General features: G+C 57.1%; 18 protein-coding genes. 12 read left to right on the top strand and 6 right to left on the bottom strand.

Annotation, left to right across the window (positions count from 1 at the left end):
- Positions 1-27: 27 nt before the first annotated feature.
- Positions 28-564 carry a macro domain-containing protein gene (locus DIT71_RS01265; RefSeq protein WP_114611388.1) on the bottom strand — a complete coding sequence of 179 codons (537 nt, stop codon included), beginning with the start codon at positions 562-564 and terminating at the stop codon, positions 28-30.
- 44 nt (positions 565-608) lie between these two features.
- Positions 609-1682 carry a beta-N-acetylglucosaminidase domain-containing protein gene (locus tag DIT71_RS01260; RefSeq protein ID WP_114611387.1) on the bottom strand — a complete coding sequence of 358 codons (1074 nt, stop codon included), beginning with the start codon at positions 1680-1682 and terminating at the stop codon, positions 609-611.
- A gap of 109 nt (positions 1683-1791) precedes the next feature.
- On the opposite strand from DIT71_RS01260, the gene DIT71_RS01255 reads away from it, so the two are divergent.
- The 7 genes from DIT71_RS01255 to DIT71_RS01225 all read left to right on the top strand — a co-directional run bounded on the left by DIT71_RS01255 (position 1792) and on the right by DIT71_RS01225 (position 9306).
- A complete protein-coding gene (locus tag DIT71_RS01255; protein ID WP_114611386.1) occupies positions 1792-2256 on the top strand; it encodes an ATPase in 465 nt (154 codons plus the stop codon).
- Between the two features lie 92 nt (positions 2257-2348).
- Complete coding sequence (locus DIT71_RS01250; protein WP_114611385.1) at positions 2349-3410, top strand: PA0069 family radical SAM protein; 1062 nt, start codon at positions 2349-2351, stop codon at positions 3408-3410.
- A 182-nt stretch (positions 3411-3592) separates the two neighbouring features.
- Positions 3593-4669, top strand: coding sequence for a TRAP transporter substrate-binding protein (locus tag DIT71_RS01245; RefSeq protein ID WP_114611384.1), 1077 nt, complete (start codon positions 3593-3595; stop codon positions 4667-4669).
- A gap of 101 nt (positions 4670-4770) precedes the next feature.
- The gene (locus DIT71_RS01240; protein ID WP_114611383.1) at positions 4771-5316 is read left to right on the top strand and encodes a TRAP transporter small permease subunit; all 546 of its coding nucleotides are present in this window, start codon (positions 4771-4773) and stop codon (positions 5314-5316) included.
- The gene (locus DIT71_RS01235) at positions 5313-6608 is read left to right on the top strand and encodes a TRAP transporter large permease (protein WP_114611382.1); all 1296 of its coding nucleotides are present in this window, start codon (positions 5313-5315) and stop codon (positions 6606-6608) included. Before DIT71_RS01240 ends, DIT71_RS01235 begins: the two co-directional genes overlap by 4 nt.
- Positions 6609-6853: 245 nt before the next feature.
- Positions 6854-8176 carry a class I SAM-dependent methyltransferase gene (locus tag DIT71_RS01230; RefSeq protein ID WP_114611381.1) on the top strand — a complete coding sequence of 441 codons (1323 nt, stop codon included), beginning with the start codon at positions 6854-6856 and terminating at the stop codon, positions 8174-8176.
- Positions 8176-9306 (top strand): NAD(P)/FAD-dependent oxidoreductase, encoded by a 1131-nt coding sequence (locus DIT71_RS01225; protein WP_114611380.1) that lies wholly within the window; start codon positions 8176-8178, stop codon positions 9304-9306. The genes DIT71_RS01230 and DIT71_RS01225 overlap by 1 nt, the downstream gene beginning before the upstream one ends.
- Before the next feature lie 63 nt (positions 9307-9369).
- On the opposite strand, the gene DIT71_RS01220 is transcribed toward DIT71_RS01225, so the two are convergent.
- Positions 9370-9843 carry a Dps family protein gene (locus tag DIT71_RS01220; RefSeq protein ID WP_114611379.1) on the bottom strand — a complete coding sequence of 158 codons (474 nt, stop codon included), beginning with the start codon at positions 9841-9843 and terminating at the stop codon, positions 9370-9372.
- A 226-nt stretch (positions 9844-10069) separates the two neighbouring features.
- Between DIT71_RS01220 and DIT71_RS01215 the strand changes: the two genes are divergently transcribed.
- Positions 10070-10345 carry a DUF2061 domain-containing protein gene (locus DIT71_RS01215; RefSeq protein WP_114611378.1) on the top strand — a complete coding sequence of 92 codons (276 nt, stop codon included), beginning with the start codon at positions 10070-10072 and terminating at the stop codon, positions 10343-10345.
- A gap of 14 nt (positions 10346-10359) precedes the next feature.
- On the opposite strand, the gene DIT71_RS01210 is transcribed toward DIT71_RS01215, so the two are convergent.
- Complete coding sequence (locus DIT71_RS01210; RefSeq protein ID WP_114611377.1) at positions 10360-11802, bottom strand: dihydrolipoyl dehydrogenase; 1443 nt, start codon at positions 11800-11802, stop codon at positions 10360-10362.
- A gap of 175 nt (positions 11803-11977) precedes the next feature.
- Between DIT71_RS01210 and DIT71_RS01205 the strand changes: the two genes are divergently transcribed.
- Positions 11978-12634: a LysE family translocator gene (locus tag DIT71_RS01205; RefSeq protein WP_114611376.1), complete on the top strand. Its 657-nt coding sequence runs from the start codon at positions 11978-11980 to the stop codon at positions 12632-12634.
- A 27-nt stretch (positions 12635-12661) separates the two neighbouring features.
- On the opposite strand, the gene DIT71_RS01200 is transcribed toward DIT71_RS01205, so the two are convergent.
- A complete protein-coding gene (locus DIT71_RS01200) occupies positions 12662-13708 on the bottom strand; it encodes a 3-deoxy-7-phosphoheptulonate synthase (protein WP_114611375.1) in 1047 nt (348 codons plus the stop codon).
- A gap of 360 nt (positions 13709-14068) precedes the next feature.
- On the opposite strand from DIT71_RS01200, the gene DIT71_RS01195 reads away from it, so the two are divergent.
- A complete protein-coding gene (locus DIT71_RS01195) occupies positions 14069-14869 on the top strand; it encodes a hypothetical protein (protein ID WP_227537896.1) in 801 nt (266 codons plus the stop codon).
- A gap of 6 nt (positions 14870-14875) precedes the next feature.
- Here the strand turns inward: DIT71_RS01195 and DIT71_RS01190 are convergent, their stop codons facing one another.
- A complete protein-coding gene (locus tag DIT71_RS01190; protein WP_114611374.1) occupies positions 14876-15391 on the bottom strand; it encodes a DnaJ domain-containing protein in 516 nt (171 codons plus the stop codon).
- 318 nt (positions 15392-15709) lie between these two features.
- On the opposite strand from DIT71_RS01190, the gene DIT71_RS01185 reads away from it, so the two are divergent.
- Both DIT71_RS01185 and DIT71_RS01180 read left to right on the top strand, forming a co-directional pair.
- Complete coding sequence (locus tag DIT71_RS01185; protein WP_114611373.1) at positions 15710-16813, top strand: efflux RND transporter periplasmic adaptor subunit; 1104 nt, start codon at positions 15710-15712, stop codon at positions 16811-16813.
- Positions 16813-19908 carry an efflux RND transporter permease subunit gene (locus DIT71_RS01180; protein WP_114611372.1) on the top strand — a complete coding sequence of 1032 codons (3096 nt, stop codon included), beginning with the start codon at positions 16813-16815 and terminating at the stop codon, positions 19906-19908. The genes DIT71_RS01185 and DIT71_RS01180 overlap by 1 nt, the downstream gene beginning before the upstream one ends.
- Positions 19909-19955 lie beyond the last annotated feature (47 nt).

The following is a 19955-nucleotide window of genomic DNA, read 5'->3' as shown; positions in this document are numbered from 1 at the left end:
TGTAGGCGCTGACCGTGAAACTGCTTATTACTCAATGGTCGATAACAGACGGCTACTGAAGACCTGTTCATCGGACCCGCTGAACAGCACGAAACGCACCCGCGTTACATTGTCCAGCCGCGGGAGAACCTGCTTTACCGCAGCCAGGGCCACATCGGCCGCCGCTTCTATCGGATAGCCGAAGGACCCCGCGGATATAGCCGGGAACGCCACTGACTCAATGCCTTTGCTGTCCGCCAACTCCAGTGCATTGCGGTAACACTCCGCCAGCCAGTAATCAGAGGGCTCATCAACCCCATACACCGGCCCCAGGCAATGAATGACGAACTGGTTCGGCAGGTTATGGGCGCCGGAAATAACAGCCTCGCCGGGCCGGATCGGAGCCATGGGGCGGCATTCCTCCGCCAGCGCCGGCCCCGCTGCAAAATGCAGCGCACCGGCGACGCCGCCACCTGGCATCAGTTGCGCATTGGCGGCATTAACCACCGCCTCGATGTCATCCTGGCGGGTGATGTCACCGCGCATGCATTCCACGGTTTTTCCGTTCAGTTCAACCTGTGCCATAGAACCCTCCCATTCGTTTCCCAGTCCCCCATATCCGGCGCGGATTATTGTGTCTGCACCATTTCATTGGTGACCTGATAAGCCCCGGCCAGCCAGTCAAGAATTTCCCTGGCGGCCGGGTGATCAAACCGGCGGTAGCATTCGGTCATTGCCTGGCGACGCTCACTGCTGATTCTTTCCAGCCCCGCATCCTGCAATACCAGCAGATCGGCTGCTACCTGCCGCGCCAGATCCTTGCCCAGAACTTCTTCAGCGGCCTGGTGAAATGCCTGGCCATACTGGTATTGCGGCCCCTGTTCATAGCTGAGAGCCAGAGTGATGGCCGGAATGGCTGTCAAGGTTGACTGCAAAGCGGGATTGATGGCGTGCCCCGCAAGAAACGCCCTGTTGGCCGAAGGCCTGCCCGTGAACCCCCGCAGGTGCAGGTGGCGGGACATGCGATCACCATCGTTCACCGGGTAGTTATCCCACAGCACGGGCTTACGTCCAAGCGCCTCCGCAACTCGTTGCAGATGTCCTGGCGATATTTCCCGGGAGCACACTTCCTCTCCCGTCCAGAATACCTGCACCGAAGGGTCCAGGGCCCTGCCCAGGTCTTCCAGGTAATGCGCCGGGCGCTCGCCGAACACCCGGTCCAGCACCGGATCATCGGAATAATAACTGGGGCAGACCGTCAGTTGCCCGGCCCCGCTTCGCTCAGCCACCCAGTGGATGATGTCCGCCTGGCGGGCAGCCAGATCCGGCGTATCGCTTTTCATGTCGTCAAACAGGATGGCCAGGTGCCGTATACCCAGACGATCAAAAGTCGCCAGTTTGTCCGCCAGCGCTTTTTTTGCAGAATCGTCAAAGTTATTGAAGACTTCAAACGGGCTCAGCCCGACACCGAACCCCACATCCTGCTCGCGGCAGAAAGCGGAGAAATCAGCCAGCCCGCCGGCGACCGGGTCGGGGTGGGGCTCGTTCCAGCGGCGGCGGAGAAACCCGTCGGCCTTGGGCGCATACCAGTAATTTTGGTATCCATGGGGCGCCAATGTTCGCACAAGCTGACGGCGCTCCTCCCAGCTCCATAAGGGACCGTAAAAGCCTTCTATAATGCCCAGCGGGGGGTGTTCAGACATTGGTTTTCCATCGTTCAGGTGCAGGAATCGATCAATATCCGCTAAACTCGCACAATCGGTATTTCATTAATAGCTCAACAAGATACTATGCGACAAAGGAGCGCAGCGAATGGACATTAAAACCTTTGAAGACCTGATCATCTGGGCCCGCGAGCTTCATACCAACCTCTCCCAGTGTCTGTCGGAGTGCTCCACGAAAAACCAGGACGAGCGCGCCAGTGCGTTGCTGACCTATCTGGCTGCCCATGAGGCCGAACTGGCACGCATTACCGACGAGTTCGATAAACAGGCTGACCCGAAGGCCCTGAACACGAGGGTCTACGATTATCTGGACAACGAGCACAAACGCATCAAGGCACACCAGAGCTGTGATGGTCATTACGCCAATCTCGACTTTGACGGCATTGCGAGGGAGGTATTTGCGTTCCACGATCAGCTGATCGACCTTTACGACAGCCTGGCCGGCAAGGCAGAAATTCCAGAAGCCAAGGATCTGGTGGAGTCAATGCGGACGATGGAAGAGAACGAAAGCATGAGGCTGGCCAGTCAGGTCGGCAGAATGAATGATCTCTGAGGTTTATCACCCCCGGTAATGAAAACTGGAAAAACTGGAATTTGCGCGCCGCTCGAAGTACTGTACGTATAAACAGTACTTCAGGGTCAGTTATGAAAACGCGCGCCACATCGCTTAATCCAAACAACCGCTTCCAGCCCATCGTCACTGACCGCGACTGTGACGACGGCTGGTATCAGGACCCTGCTGACGAAACCTGCCCCGACTCCCTGGCCACGGAAGTTACCGAGGAACAGGTACGCTCTATCATCAGCCGGAACCGTTCACCGGACGTGCCTTTCGATCAGTCGATTAACCCCTACCGGGGGTGCGAACACGCCTGTATTTACTGTTTCGCCCGGCCCACCCACGCATACTGGGACATGTCTCCGGGTCTGGACTTCGAAACCCGACTGATTGCCAAGCCCAATGCCGCGGACCAGCTTCGCAGGGAGCTGGACAAGCCCGGCTACCGGGTATCGCCCATAGCCCTGGGTATCAACACGGATGCCTACCAGCCAATTGAAAAACAGCGGGAAATTACCCGGGACATCCTCGGGGTACTGGCGGAGTATCGTCACCCGGTATCCATTATTACCAAGGGCGCACTGATACTGCGTGACCTGGATTTGTTATCGGAACTGGCAGGCCAGGGCCTCTGCACCGTCAGCATCAGCCTGACCACCCTCGACAACACCCTGAAACGCCAGATGGAGCCGCGGACGGCGGCGCCAGCTACGCGCCTTAGAGTCATTCGTGAACTCACCGCTGCCAGCGTGCCAGCCGGCATCATCATTGGCCCGGTGATTCCCTTCATCAATGACCACGAGATCGAGGCGATACTGGCAGCCGCCGCCGAAGCCGGTGCGCAACGGGCAAGCTGGATCATGCTGCGCCTGCCCCTGGAGCTGGACGAACTCTTCCAGGACTGGCTGGGGCGGCACTTTCCCCAGCGTGCCGGGCATGTCATGGCCCGTATCCGGGACCTCAGAGGGGGCAAGAGCTACGATGCACGATGGGGCGAGAGAATGACAGGAACAGGCCCCTACGCCGAGCTGGTGCGCCAGCGCTTCAACAGGAAGGCCCGGAGCCTCGGGCTTGGCCGCAAGGAAGCGGAATCCCTGCGCAGTGACCTGTTCCGTCGACCCGATGGCGAACAGATGCACCTTTTCTGAGTGAGACTCGCACCACAGGGGTGCAGCTGCAGAAAACGGCTACGACCTAGGTCGTACAGAAACCGGTTTTCCATTCCGTTTCTTACCGTTTGTTGTTAACTTGAACTAGACTAACGAGTCACTCATCCCGAAAAACGGGAGAGGCTCTCGACACAACAATGACAACAGAGGCCAGAAGAGCAATGAAAATTCGTTCTGTTCTATCCGCGGCAGTGCTGGCTGTAGCAACCACGTTTGCTTCCACACAAGCCCTCGCCCAAGAAACCTTCACCCTGCGCCTGGCAGAGACCTGGGGCCCCAACTTTCCGATATTTGGTGATACCACCAAAAACTTTGCCGAGCGCGTGGAAAAAATGTCCGACGGCCGGCTAAAGGTTCGTATTGATTCCGCCAACAAGCACAAGGCCCCGCTGGGTGTGTTTGATATGGTCAAGGCCGGCCAGTACGACATGGGCCATTCCGCATCCTACTACTGGAAAGGCAAGGTTCCCAACACCCTGTTTTTCACCAGCATGCCCTTCGGCATGAACGCCATGGAACAATACGCCTGGTTTTATCACGGCGGTGGTATGGAGCTGATGCAGGAGGTCTACGAGCCTCACAACATGCTCTCGTTTCCCGGCGGTAACACCGGCGTTCAGATGGGCGGCTGGTTTCGCAAGGAAATCAACTCCCTGGAAGATCTGGAAGGCCTGAAAATGCGGATCCCGGGCTTCGCTGGCGAAGTCTTCGCGGAAGTCGGCGTCAATCCGACCAATATTCCCCCCGGTGAGCTCTACACCTCGCTGGAGCGCAACACCATTGATGCGGTGGAATGGGTAGGTCCGGCGCTGGATCTGCGCCTTGGCTTCCAACAGATCGCTGATTACTACTACACCGGTTGGCATGAGCCTGCCACTGAACTGCAGTTCCTGGTCAACAAGAAAGTCTGGGAAGAACTCCCGGCGGACTTGCAGGAAATCATGCGCATAGCCATGCGCACTGCCTCCTACGACATGCTGGTTCACTCCCAGCACGCCAACGCGGAAGCATGGGACACCATTCAGGAAGATTACCCGAACGTACAGATCAAGCAATTCCCACAGGAAATCTTCCAGACGATGTACGAAGCTAACGAGAAGCTGCTGGATGAAGCCGCCAGTGCAGACGAGCAGGCGGCAAGAATCGTGAAGTCCCAGGAAGAATACCTCGAGAAGAGCAGGGCCTACACGAACATTTCTGAGCGGGCCTACCTCAACACGATGGCAGAAGTCGAGTAACATATAGGCAGTAAATGAGCCGGGATCGCTCTTCAGGTGATCCCGGTTTTGTCGTTTATAGTAACCGGAAAATCGCCAGCTGATCTGGTGGAGGGCAATCAATGCGTTGGATTATCAAGCTGGACCACGGCCTGGCATGGCTATCCATATTTTGTGGCTGGGTGGCCTGTGCAGCCATGATATTGATGGCTGGAAACGTCTTCTATGATGTCGTGGCCCGATACGCTTTCAATGAGGTTTCAATAGGCATGCAGGAAATGGAATGGCACCTTTATTCGGTGGTGTTCCTGCTCGGTATCCCCTACGCACTGCGCACAGACGGTCATGTCCGGGTCGACGTTTTTTACACTCGCTGGAGCGACAAGACCAAGGCCTGGGTCAATATCGTCGGGGCGGTCCTCTTTGTCATACCCTTCTCCTATCTCATCTGGAACTATGGCTATAATTTCGCCGTTGAGTCTTACAGTATGGGCGAAGGCAGTGGCGACCCTGGCGGTCTCCCCCATCGTTGGATCATCAAGAGCGTGATTCCGATTTCCGCAGTCTTTACCGGAATCGCCGGGGTCAATATGGTGACCTTTGCAATTAGGGTTATCTCAGGCGAAAAGACTTACGAACCCAAGCATGGCGCGGAGGGTCTCGCATGATTGGCATGATTATGTTCGTAGCCGCCCTCTTCCTGCTGATGCTGGGGTTCCCGGTTGCCTTTACCTTTGGTGGTGTTGCCCTGTTTTTCGGGGTGTTTGCCGAAGGCATGGACCTGTTCGCTTTCATGCCCTATCGCATCATGAGCGTCATGCAGAACACGGTGCTTATGGCGGTGCCACTGTTTATTTTCATGGGTGTTGTACTGCAGCGCACAAGGCTGGCTGAACAACTACTGACATCCATGGGCCGCCTCTTCGGCGGACTGCCCGGCGGGCTGGCAATCTCAACCATTCTCGTCGGTGCCCTGCTCGCGGCATCAACAGGCGTGGTTGGTGCCAGTGTTGTTGCCATGGGCCTGATCTCACTGCCGGTCATGCTGGCCCACGATTACGACAAGCGGCTTGCTACAGGCACCATCTGCGCCGCCGGCACACTTGGCCAGATTGTTCCGCCTTCGATCATTCTGATCATTCTTGGCGATGTCCTGGGACTGCCAGTGGGTGACCTGTTCAAGGCCGCGGTTATTCCGGGCGTGGTGCTGGTCGGCCTTTACATTTTCTACATTCTGATACTGACCCGCTTCCAGCCGCAAATGGCGCCCGCGATGCCGGATGACAGTGGCCTGTCACGAAAAAAGGAAATACTCGCGGCCCTGCTGGCGATTATTCCACCTCTGGCGCTGATCGTGGTTGTTCTTGGCTCCATCTTCGCAGGCATTGCCACACCCACCGAATCTTCCGCGCTTGGCGGTATCGGCGCCATCGTGCTGGCAATCATCTATCGGCAGTTCTCCTTCAAAATGGTGTGGGACGCATCCAAGGATACCGTCAAGGTCACTGCCATGGTGTTTGCCATTCTGGTGGGAGCAACTGCGTTCTCCATGGTCTTCAGCTATACCGGTGGCGACTACCTGCTGGAAGAGTGGTTGCTGCAGCTTCCCGGCGAGAAATGGGGCTTCATCATCCTGGCCATGCTGGTCATCCTTATCCTCGGCTTCTTTATCGACTTTGTGGAAATCTCGTTCATTATTGTGCCGATCCTGGCACCGGTAGCAGAAGCCATGGGCATTAACATGCTCTGGTTTGCTATCCTGATCGCCATGAACCTGCAAACCAGCTTCCTGACCCCCCCCTTCGGGTTCAGTCTGTTCTATCTCAAGGGGGTATCGCCTGCCGGGGTAAGAACCACTGACATCTATAAAGGGGTATTGCCGTTTATCCTGATGCAGGTGTTCGTGCTGGCGATGATCGTTATCTTCCCGGAATGGTTCGGCATGAGCGCATCCTACTGACGCCACTAACGGTACCGGGGCCCTGCTTCAGGCCCCGGGACGCATCATGTGATTCCCTCCCGTTGGTGCCTTAGCCATCTTCCTCACTGCTGGACATGACAAAACACGCTTGTTTTCTATACTGATAGTGAAGCAGGCGATTCTCAGTTGTAACATAGGGACACGCCCTGACGCTGAATCACTGTCGGTTGGAAAAGGCCGGCCCCATCCCGTGATTAACCAGCTTGATAGGGAGACATGGATCCATGAATCAAAGCACCGCCCGGAAAACCGCCAATCAAAGTGACGAGCGCCAGGATGACAGACCACACCTCCTGACACTGCCACTGGAAGACCAGCAGGCAGACAGGGAGCCCCACAGCTATGAGCGCTGGCTGATCGCCAAACTGTTGCGCATGGCGGGTTCGCCGCCGGTGCGCTTCCAGTTATGGAATGATGACTTCATCGAGCCCGAAGAAGGTAAGGCTCGTTTCACCCTGAGACTGACCGACCCCAAGGCTCTGTACGCTCTGGTGACCAACCCCAACCTGGCGTTTGGTGACCTGTATGCCGCCGGACGACTGCAGGTAGATGGCGACCTGCCAGAGTTGATGGAAGCGCTTTATCGCGCCGTTCACAGGGCACGGCCACAGTGGCCCAAGTGGCTTGAAGCTCTCTGGCGCAACCACAACCCAAGGTCGACCGGTGTCTCGGAGGCAAAAGAAAACATTCACCACCACTATGACCTGGGCAACGAGTTTTACCGTCTCTGGCTGGACCAGGCGGAGATGCAGTACACCTGCGCGTATTACGAATCAGCGGATCTGACGCTGGAGCAGGCGCAGCTGGCCAAACTTGAGCATGTATGTCGCAAGTTACGACTGAAACCCGGCATGACCGTGGTGGAAGCGGGCTGCGGCTGGGGTGGCCTGGCACGCTACATGGCCCGCAACTACGGGGTGAAGGTACACTCCTACAACATCTCCAGGGAACAGCTGGCTTACGCACGGGAAGAGGCCAGGCGTCAGCAGCTCGACCACCTGATCGATTACGTCGAGGATGACTATCGTAATATCAGCGGGCAATACGACGCTTTTGTCTCCATCGGAATGTTGGAACATGTCGGCAAGGAGAACTATGAAGCGTTGTCAGACCTGATTCGTCGTTCACTCAAGCCTGACGGGCTGGCACTACTCCACAGCATTGGTCGCAATCGACCCATGCTGATGAACGCCTGGATTGAAAAACGTATTTTCCCGGGCGCCTATCCACCCAGCATCTCCGAGTTCATGGGCATTTGTGAGCATGGCGGTTTCTCGGTGCTGGATGTGGAGAACCTGAGACTGCATTACGCCCAGACGCTGACCCACTGGATGGAACGGTTTCAGGACAACAAGGACAACGTAACGGAAATGTATGACGAGCACTTTGCCCGTGCCTGGGAAATGTACCTGGCCGGTTCCACGGCGGCCTTCCGCGCCGGGGCACTGCAACTGTTCCAGGTTGTCTTTACCCATGGCGAAAACAACGAGTTGCCGCGAAGCCGCCAGGATATCTACACGTTTCCCGCAGCTCCGGAGGCGAACTGATGGACTATTATGACCTGATCATCGTCGGCGCCGGACCTGCGGGATCTACCCTTGCGCACGCGCTGCAGGACAGCGGCAAACGGATTCTGCTCATCGACAAGCAGGATTTCCCGCGGGACAAGACCTGTGCCGGCTGGGTGACTCCGGCGGTGATGAAAAGCCTGGATATTGATACTGCTGATTACGGTTCCAGACACACCTTACAGCCCATCCGGAAGTTCCGCATCGGCATGATGGGCCAACCGGCCGTCGAGAATGACCACGGCGAAATCGTCAGCTACGGCATAAGACGCTGCGAGTTCGATGCCTATCTGCTCGACCGGGTAACGGCCCCGAAACAATTGAAAACGCCGGTCAAGGCCATCGTTCGCCGTGATGGCAACTGGGTGGTTAACGACACCTGGGAAGCGCCATTGATTGTCGGCGCCGGCGGCCACTTCTGCCCCGTCGCAAAACTGCTTGGCGATGGGCCCGGCAGTCACGAGACGGTCGTCGCCGCCAAGGAAGTGGAATTCGAGATGACACCGCAGCAGGCACAAGTTTGTCAGGCCCGCGGTGACACACCTGAGCTCTGGTTCTGCCGCGATCTCAAGGGTTATGCGTGGGTATTCCGCAAGGACAATTTCCTCAATATCGGCCTTGGCCGCGAGGATAATCACAAACTGACGGAGCACCTGAACGCCTTCGTGGATGAAATGAAGTCATCCGGTCGAATACCCGCGGATTTACCGGGCAGGTTCAAGGGCCATGCCTACCTCCTGTATGCCCATGCGGAAAGACCCCTCGCCGACGATGGCCTGATGCTGATTGGTGATTCTGCGGGCCTTGCGTACACCCAGAGCGGCGAAGGCATTCGCCCTGCCATTGAGTCCGCGTTAATGGCCGCGGACATAATCCGTGACCGGGAGGATTACTCCGCCCAATCACTGCAAGACTATGGTGAAGCGATCGCGCAGCGTTTCGGCAACCGCGCAGCGCCCCAGGAAAATGGCTGGCAGCTGCCTGGCTGGGTCAAGATGCCACTGGCAAGCACCCTGATGCGCTCCCACTGGTTTACCCGGAAAGTGGTAACCGAGAAATGGTTTCTGCATCAGCAGGTGCCGCCTCTGGAAGCCGTTGCCGATAGCTGAACTATAACGAAAAATGGCGGCCCTGAGGCCGCCATTCCAGATGGAACTTACTACTGATCGGTCTTAGTGGCCCAGATAACTGCGATACATCCAGACGGTTTTTTCCTGTTCAGAGATATAATCGCTCATCAGGGCTACGGTACCTTCGTCATCGGCGTCGCCGGCCAGATGCAGTAATTCACGCTGTTTGCCGATCAGCTTGGCGAAGCTTTCCACGATGTTCTCTACCGCGTCCCTGCCATCAGCCACATCTTTGCGCTCCGGCACTTCTGACTTCTCGATATAGGTGCTATAGGCGTGTGCCGGGCGGTGACCCAGAGTCAGTACCCGCTCGGCAATCTCATCAATTTTCAGCAGCAGGTCGTCATACAGTTCCTCGAACTTTGCATGTAGCTCGAAAAAGTTGTCACCCTTGATGTTCCAGTGATAGCCGCGCACGTTCATGTAAAAGATCTGATAGTTTGATAGCAGATCGTTCAGTGAATTCGCCAGTTGTTGGGTTTTCTCTGTATCCAGGCCGATAAAGTTTTTGCTCATAACGTGTCTCCTTGACAGTTATCTGAATGTTCTGGCCATTACATTAACCAGACAGGCTTCATAGGTAAAGCTTGGTTATCCAATGCAGGCCATAGTCCCCGACAATTTACTGGGCACGATAACAATAGTAAAGGGCTATTATTTTTCTTAAAGCAATTAATTTAACAATGATTATCACTTGCTGTTGAATAGTAACCATAAGCACAGTCAACAGGCAGAGACGACCATGAGTACCCTGAAAATGTTTGTCCATAATCACGGAACCAAGGGTGACAACTCTTTGCTGAAAACGATCACCTTTGCGATAACCCACTTCACGGTTGCGTTTACCGTTGCCTATCTGATTACCGGGGATATCCTGATCGGCAGCCTGATCGCCATGGTCGAGCCGGCGATCAACACCGTTGCCTACTTCTTCCACGAGAAGATTTGGGCGCGCAAGCAGCAGATTGCAAGGCACTCCGGCAATCAGGCGCCAGGCCCGGTCGCCAACAGTGTCTGAATACCTTCGGGTGGTTAGCCCCCTGGACCACAGTCCAGGCAGTTCTCAACCGGTTGCGGACCAATATCCAGGTTCCGGTTAAGATCTCGCAGGGCTGTACGCAACCCCTCTTCGATGACCGGATGATAGAACGGCATGTCGAGCATTTCGCTCACCGTCATACGATTCTGGACAGCCCAGGCCAGCAAATGACCAATGTGTTCGGCGGCAGGCCCGAACATCTCGGCACCGAGAAACAGTCCGCTGCCGCGTTCCCCGTATAAGTGCAGCAGTCCCTTGTTGGCGCCAATGACCCGGCTGCGGCCCTGCCCTTCAAATGAAACTTCGCCAACAGCATACCCCCCCTTGCAACGCTCCTCGACTTCGTTGAGGGTCATACCCACGGTGGCAATCTGCGGATCCGTAAACACGATGCCCAGCGGAACACGGCGCAATCCTGCCCGCACATCGGGATAGCGGCCGGCGTTATCACCTGCAATGCGGCCCTCATCAGCCGCCTCATGCAGTAACGGAGCTTCGTTGTTGGCATCGCCGGAGATGAAGATATGGCTGTCCCCGCACTGAAGCGTGTAGTGGTCGAACAGTGGGGAGCCGCGGTCGTCCTGGGCAATATCGGCATTCTGGATATCAAGCCCGTCTACGTTGGGACGCCGGCCCGTCGCGGCCAGCAGGTAGTCAAAGGTTTCTGTCACCTCCCCCCGATCGGCGTCCGTAAACCGGATACTCACACCTGCATCCGTCCGTTCCACCGACTGCACCTTTGCATCCGCATCGAGGGGGAATTCGTCATTGAACGATTTCAAGGCGTATTTGCGGATCGCATCTTCCTGCATGGGGCCCACGGCACCGCCGACGCCAAACATGCGAACCCGAACACCAAGCCGGCTCAGCGCCTGCCCCAGCTCAAGGCCAATAATGCCGGGACCGAATACCGCCACTGACTCTGGCAGGTCTTGCCACTCAAACACATCATCATTGACGATCAGGCGATCCTTGGCCTCCTTGAGGAAACCGGGGATATTGGGCCGCGAACCCGTGGCGATCACCACTCGCTCCGCCTCTATTTCCAGGTTGTCGCCAACAACAATCCGGTGCGGCGACAAAAAGCGGGCGTGGCCGTGAATGCGATGGGCCTCGGGAAAATCCTCGATGGCCTCGAGCACGAAACTGACAAACCGGTCCCGCTCTTGCCGAACTCTCTCCATAACGGCCCTGCCGTCGATCCGGACATCACCGGGTTTAATGCCGAACATCGGAGCCTTCTTCATATGGTGTGCACTGTCTGCTGCCGCGATCAGCAGTTTGCTTGGCATACATCCAACCCTGGCACAGGTGGTTCCGTAGCGACCGCCCTCAATCATCACCAGGTCGTCGGTATGCTTCCGTGCGGCACGATAGGCGCCCATGCCAGCCGTTCCCGCTCCGATAATTGCGACATCTACCTTGCGTTTGTCCACGTCAACAACTCCTGGCCCGTCAGAATGTTTCGTACACCTGTCTGAGTATAGAGGGGAAATCCTGGAATGGTTCAGTTCCGGATCAAAGCACTTATTGCACCCTGTACAGGACTTTTTAACCCCAGCCTTCTAGACTGACATCCTGCCCCGAAATGACCCCAGGAGACAAACAGGCATGCATAATTACTGGCCGGAGTTCATGACCGTTGCCATCGTCCACTTCCTCGCGGTCGCCAGCCCCGGCCCGGACTTCGCGGTGATGTTTCGCCAGGCTCTGTGCCAGAACCGTCGCAATGCCCTGCTGACCGCCTTTGGCATCGGCACAGGCATACTCGTTCACGTGGGATATTCCCTGCTGGGCATCGGCCTGATTATCCAGCAATCCCTGGTATTGTTCAGTATTCTCAAGGTGGTCGGTGCCCTGTACCTCACCTGGATCGCGATACAGTGCCTGCGCTCCAAAGCCGGCGGCATCCATGTGGAGACCGCAACCGGAGAACAGCAATCCGGTTTCGCAGCCTATCGCCTGGGTTTTCTCACCAATGCCCTGAACCCGAAAGCCACGCTGTTCTTCGTGTCGCTATTCTCTGTAATCATCAGCCCGGGCACACCGATCGCGATCCAGTCCGCCTACGGCATCTACATGGCGGTAGCAACGGGGCTGTGGTTCGTGGCGGTCGCGGTTTTCTTCACGCTGCCCCAGATCCGCAAGGGTTTTAACCGCTTCGGCTACTGGCTCGACCGCCTGATGGGCGGCGTCTTACTGTTGCTGGCAGGACAGTTGCTGTTTTCAACGGTTTCAGGAGAAGGGAGTATTCAGGGTAAAGAGTAACCCGAACCGCCTACACTAGCTCCGGATTCACAGGTCACGCAACAGCTCTTCGGTTTGCTCCCAGCTGATACAGGGATCGGTCAGGGAACACCCGTAAATCAGATCGTTACTATCATTCTGACGGCCTTCTTCAAGAAAACTTTCCAACATCAAACCCGCGATATTCCGGTTACCTGTGCGTTTCTGGCTCATCACTTCCCTGGCAATCTCCAGTTGTCGCACCGCCTGCTTCTGAGCGTTGTCATGGCTGCAATCAACCATCACGGAAGCAGAAACGCCCGCGTTGGACAAGGCATCCATAGCTTCCCGGATACTATCGGAGTCGTAATTGGTAATACCCCGGCCACCACGCAAAACCAGATGCGTATCGGGATTGCCCTCGGTGGTAATCATCGCCGGAGCACCATTGCTCCCTACTCCGAACCGATGATGGGGATGTGCCGCGGACTTCATGGCATTGATGGCAACGCCAATACTGCCATCGGTGCCATTCTTGAACCCGGTTGGCATCGGCAGACCACTGACCATCTCGCGGTGTACCTGGGATTCGGTAGTGCGGGCGCCAATGGCGGTCCAGCTTACCAGGTCGCCAAGGTAGTCCATGGCGAAGAGACTCAGGGCTTCGGTGGCCAGGGGCAGGCCCATGTCTGACAGGTTCAGCAACAGCCGGCGGGAACGGAGCAGGCCTTCGTTGAGATCGCCGGTACCGGTGCGCTCCGGGTCGTAAAGCAGGCCTTTCCAGCCGACGGTGGTACGGGGTTTTTCGAGGTAGGAACGCATGACAATCAGGAAACGGTCACCGACTTCGTCCGCCAGTGCCTTGAGTTTTTCACCGTACTCCAGCGTGGCCACTTCGTCGTGTATGGAACAGGGGCCGACAACCACCAGCGTTCTTGCATCCTTACCGTTCAGGACCCGGCGGATGGCTTCCCGGTGGCGGTGTATCTGCGCCTGTACGTGGGCCGGCACCGGCAGCTTGGTGCGAAGTGCCGCCGGCGTCGGCAGCAGAACTTCCCCGCCCACACTCTCCATCTGTGGTGGCTGGTTTGCCTGGTTCAGCGTCTCGATGTTCATGATCAGTGTTCCCGTTTCCCTGTGTCAGAATCAGAAAAGCCCCGGCTGGGCTACCAGTCGGGGCTTTTCGAGTCCGGTGGCAGCCTGGGTTTCTGCCGGGCTGCCTTCCTCGTTATTCGGTCGATGAAGATCCTATGGGCGGCCCGGGCTCTGGCTAAAATAAAAGCCATAACCAAACCACCAGAAAAACACAGCAGCGACCGTAGCCATCGGCATTTCACCGAAAGCTTGCAGAACATTCAATTGACAGGCCGTGTGTGTCGTCTTCATGCTTTTCAATATATATCCCCGGTTTCCGGCTTTGCAACCCGAAAATACGGTTTTGTGGAATTTTCGGTCAAACCAGTCGCGGAGTCTTCCATGCACACTCAGATTGCCCGGTCCGTTATGACACGCATCTGGCCACTGCTGGCACTACTCATACTGCTGCCTTTTTCGGGAGCCGTCGCGGCGGAGCCCGAAGCTCGCGCCTACAAGATGGACCAGCGCCCCGCCGGGGATGTCGCCCGGCAGATTCGAGAACTCTACCCCGATGGCCAGGTTTCCATCACTGCGCGTGGTCAGCAAATGGTCGTACGTGGCGAGCCAGACGTACTGGATGAGATTGGCATGTTGGTGGAGACCATGGATGTGGCGCCCTCGCAGATGCGGATTAGCGTGCGCTCCCGAAGCAATATCGATGCAAAAAGTGGCAGTGGCGGCGTAGGTATCCACAATAACCAGATCAGCGTTAAGGCTGAACGCAAGGTCACTACCACACGCCACAATCAGGAGCGGACGCTGGTTATGCAGGACGGGCAGACCGCGCACATCACATCCGGTCAGGTCCGCACCGTGCCTGTCGCTATCCGTGGAGGTCGCAACCCGGCGGCGTTTCTGGCACAGGTCGAAACCCGAAGCGGCTTCCTGGTGAGCCCGCAAGTCATTTCCGATCAGGCCATTGAACTGAACATTGTTTCGTTCGAGGAAGATCCGCAAAGCGACCTCCCCGGCTACGAAACCGAAGCCCTGATGACAATTCGCCAGGTCGAGCCGGGCCAATGGGTGGAACTCGGCAGCACCCGCCAGCGACGGGCCGGTGAACAATCCGGAATCATTTACCAGACCAGCGGCAGCAGGCGTGAGAACCAGGCGTTCGAAGTAAGAGTGGACCTGCTCTGAAATCGGTCAGGACTGGCGTGGAAGCAACACAGACTTGGCTTCATTGATTTTCGCCGCCAGATAGTCATTACCGCCCCGATCGGGATGCAGCTTCTGTATCAGGCGTCGATGGGCCTGGATGATTTCCTCACGGGTGCAGCCCGGCGCAACCCCGAGAATCTCGCACGCTTCCCCGGTCGACATCTTGCCGGAACTCGTTGCGGCCTGATGGTGCCGGCTGTCGGACTTGTCACGTCTGGCATCCTCGCCACCGACACCCCTGCCCTGGCCAAAAACTCGACCAACCATCGGTGCAAACCTGAGTAATGCGGGTACCTTCCTCAGTAAAGGCAGCACAGCGGCAACGGCTGCGGTCAGCACATGAACCCGGCCGGTCAGTACCATGAACACAAGCAGAACGCCGCCAGCCACCAGGACAACTTTCCACGTCGCCGCCTTTTTCTTCTCGGGGGTTAACGCCCCCCACTGTTTCAGTATAATGAATGCGGCTGCCGCCAGGGCAATACCGAGAATCCATTGCATTCGCTAATCCTTATTGGCGCCCGGGTCGTACGCTTGTCATCTGGTTGTGACAAGATAACCTGAAAGAGGGCCTGTGACATCTCCTCGCGGATGCCTGTGATGCCTCTTAATAACAGCGCGGTAATTGTACGCATATTTACTGACGAATCGATGACAGCGCCCTTCTGCATTGTATAGGATGCTATTCTTTACGGTTTACCAGCGTACTCGTTGACACCATCTCCCTCACCGGGGCGTCTCGGCCGCCACGGTGGATGGCCAGAGCCTACGAAACTGACACGATCATCTGCAACAGACATACGACCCAGGATCTGAACTATGCGCACGGCCTCCCGCTTCCTGATTGTAATCATCTTTCTCGGCGTCGTACTTGGCGGCATTTTTGGTTATAAATTCTATCAGTTTGACCAGATGGAGGAGCAGTCCTCCCAGCCGCAGCCCCCGGCAAAAATTTCTGCAACCACAGCGCGGGCCGAGAGCTGGACGCCTGAACTCAAGGCCGTCGGCAGCGTTGAGGCCATTAACGGCATCCGCGTTGCAAACGAAGTGCCCGGCGTTGTTGAAACCATCAGCTTCGAGTCAGGTGATGAGGTCAACAAGGGCGACGTTCTTATCCGACTTGACGCCGCCATTGATGAGGCCGCTCTGCGCACACGGCGGGCAGAAGCCCAGCTTGCCGAGCAGGAATTCGCCAGAGTCTCTGATCTGTTGCCAAAGCGCGCTGTCTCCCAGTCCCAGTATGATGAGGTCAAGGCCAACTTCGATGCCGCCCGGGCCCGCGTCAATGAAGCCGAGGCTCAATTGAGCAAGAAGGTTATCCGCGCGCCGTTTGACGGCAAACTGGGCCTGCGGCTGATTGACCAGGGTGAATATATTGGCACTGGCACCGCCATCGTCGAGATCAATATGCTGAATCCGATCTATGTGGATTACACCCTCTCGGAAAAAGACCTGTCGAAGGTTGCCCGGGACTATGACGTGGTGGCAACGGTTGCCGCGGTTCCCGAGCGCACCTTCGAAGGCAGGGTCAGCGCCATCAATACCTCCGTCAATCCCCAGACCCGTACCGTACGCATTCGCGCCACGCTGGAAAACGAGGACAACCTGCTGCGCCCGGGGATGTTTGCCACAATCTCTACCCGGCAACCGGAGGATCGCGAGGTGATTACCGTTCCTCGCACGGCTATTTCCTATAACACCTACGGCGACTTTGTCTTCGTTGTGGCAGAAAATGACGATGGTGAACTGATCGTTAACCGGCGTACTGTGCAGACGGGCAATACCCGTGATGGCCGCGTTGCCGTAACCGATGGCTTGGAAGACGGTGAACAGGTTGTGTCCAAGGGCCTGTTGAGACTGCGCGCGGGACAGCGGGTCGAGATTCAGGACGATAGCGACAAGCCGGCGGAGGCGTCCGAGTAATGCGTTTTACCGATATATTCGTTCAGCGACCGGTTCTCGCTACCGTTGTTAGCCTGCTGATACTCCTGCTGGGCGCCCGGGCGGCCCTGGAAATGGAGATACGCCAGTATCCGGAGCTGGAAAGTACGACGGTGACCGTCACTACCGCCTACCCCGGCGCAAGTTCCGATCTGGTCAAAGGGTTTATCACCACGCCACTGCAACAGGCGATCGCCGAGGCCAGTGGCATTGATTATCTGACCTCTACCAGCTCCCAGGGCCAGTCCACCATCGAAGCCAAGATGGAACTGAACTACGATGCCAACGCCGCACTGGCGGAGATTCAGGCCAAGGTAGCCAGCCAGCGCAACGTGCTCCCCCAGGCTGCCCAGGACCCGGTCATCACCTCGACCACCGGCGACTCCACAGCCCTGATGTACATCGCTTTTTACAGCGACGAGCTCGCAGTCCCCCAGATAACCGACTATCTGACCCGCGTGGTGCAGCCCAAATTGCAGGCACTGGCCGGTGTCGGCAAGGCCGACTTGCTCGGGCGCAACTTTGCCCTGCGCGTCTGGCTTGACCCGGAACGTCTGGCAGCCGTGGACATGACACCACGAGAAGTGGTGGACGTGCTGCTGCAGAACAACTATCAGGCAGCTGTCGGCAATACCAAGGGCAAGTATACCGAGATCAGCATGACCAGCGACACCGACGTGGGTGATCCGGACCAGTTCAAGGATCTGGTGGTGAAGGAGTCCGATGGTTCCCTGATCCGCCTGCAGGACATTGCCCGGGTTGAGCTGGGTTCGGAAACCTATGACCAGCTGGCGCTGTACAAGGGGCAGCCGGCCACCTATGTAGCCATTGAGTTGTCTCCCGGGGCCAACCCCCTCACAGTCGCCGCAAAAGTGAAAGACGAGTTGCCGGGGATCGAAAGCCAGTTGCCGTCGGGGCTAAACGTGCGCCTGGCCTACGACGCTTCCGACTTTATTGATAACTCGATCAGGGAGGTCATCAAGACACTGCTTGAGGCTCTGGTCATCGTTCTGGTGGTGGTCTTTCTCTGCCTCGGCTCCATTCGCGCCGCCGTGGTGCCGTCCGTTGCTGTTCCACTGTCTTTGATCGGCGGCGCGTTCTTCATGCTGGTAATGGGCTTTTCCCTGAATCTGCTGACGTTGCTGTCAATGGTCCTTGCGATCGGCCTGGTGGTGGACGACGCCATTATCATGGTGGAGAACGTTCACCGACACGTCGAGTCCGGCGAATCCCGCTTCGACGCTGCCATTAACGGTGCCCGGGAAATGGCCACCCCCATTATTGCCATGACCACCACTCTGGTGGCGGTTTATGCGCCTATCGGTTTCATGGGCGGCCTGGTGGGCTCATTGTTTACTGAATTCGCGTTCACTCTGGCAGGCACGGTGGTCATCTCCGGCATCGTGGCATTGACGCTGTCCCCCATGCTGGCCGGCAAGGTCCTCAAACCCCACGGCAACCCGGGCCGCTTCGAGCAGTTCGTGGAGCGCAGTTTCGGTGGCCTCGCCAACAGCTACAAAAGTGCTCTCAGCTCGCTGATGGACACTAAATCGGTGGTGGTCTTTTTTGCCATTGTGGTGCTTGGTTCCATCTATTTCATGGTCAACATGAGCCAGAGCGAGCTGGCACCGACTGAAGATCAGGGTATCCTTTTTTACCAGGGAAGCGGCCCCCAGACATCGACCCTCGATTACCTGCAGGAACACGGCGATGAAATTCAGCAGCGGATGTCAACAGTGCCCGGCTACAACGAGGATTTCATGATCCTTGGTATTACCGGCCCCAACGCCGTCTTCGGCGGTTTCAAAATGAAGCCCTGGGGCGATCGCAATATCAGCCAGTTTGAAGCCCAGCCTTTGCTGGACAAAGAGTTGAAAAACGTCACCGGCCTGCAGACTGCTGTATTCCCTCGACCTTCACTACCGGGTTCCGGCGGCGGCCTGCCGTTCCAGTTCGTGATCACCACCGGTGACAGCTACGAGCAGCTGAATGAGGTTGCCAACGAACTTCAGGGCAAGGCCATGCAGAGTGGTAATTTCATGTTCCTGCAGAAGTCCATCGATTTTGACCGACCGGTTAATCAGATCAAGGTGGATCGGGACAGGGTTGCCGACCTGGGTCTGTCGATGCAGGACATCGGCCAGGCCATGTCCAGCATGCTGGGTGGCGGCTACATCAACCGCTTCAACATGGAGGGCCGGTCCTATCAGGTCATCCCCCAGGTGGACCAGGAGTTCCGCATGGACAAAGAGGCGCTGAACGACTACTACATTCGAGCTGACAACGGCGAACTGGTGCCGCTATCCAGTGTTATCAGCTTCGAGAACACGGTAGAACCCTCCCAGCGTACCCAGTTCAACCAGTTGAACTCATTGACACTGGAGGGTGTGGTAACACCGGGCGTGACCATAGGGGATGCCATGGCCTTTATGGAAAGCGCCGCCGATAAGAGTTTCCCCCAGGGTTTCTCCTTCGATTACACCGGTGAATCTCGGCAGTTTGCCAATCAGGGCAGCGCCCTGATGGTGACATTCTTCCTGTCGCTGCTGGTGATTTACCTGGTGCTGGCGGCGCAGTTTGAGAGCTGGCGGGACCCATTCATTATTCTGGTATCCGTGCCCATGTCGGTGGCCGGTGCCATGGCGTTTATCGTGCTCGGTTTCGCCACCATGAATATCTACACACAGGTGGGGCTGATCACGCTGATAGGCGTGGTGTCGAAAAACGGCATCCTGATCGTGGAATTCGCCAACCAGCTTCAGGTGGACAAAGGGCTTGGCAAACGGGATGCGGTGATCGAGGCCGCCGCCATTCGCCTGCGGCCGATCATCATGACGTCTCTGGCGTTGATCTTCGCCATGGTGCCGCTGCTGATTGCCGTCGGTCCGGGTGCAGAAAGCCGCTTTGCCATCGGCCTGACAATCAGCGCCGGCCTTGGCATCGGTACCCTGTTCACCATCTTTGTGCTGCCGGCGTTCTACATCCTGCTGGGCCGTGACCATCACGGCTCCGCCGCCGATCAGTATGCGGATAATTCCGGTGAAGGTGGCAGTGGCAAGCCGGCGACGGCACACTGACCAGGGCCCGGCCACCTGCGAGTGCGCCGGGCTGTTCAGCTCTGCGC

This window comes from Marinobacter vulgaris (assembly GCF_003344045.1).
Taxonomy (GTDB): Bacteria; Pseudomonadota; Gammaproteobacteria; order Pseudomonadales; family Oleiphilaceae; genus Marinobacter; species Marinobacter vulgaris.
Note: the sequence above shows the minus strand (reverse complement) of the source record. Positions and strands in the feature narration are given on the sequence as shown.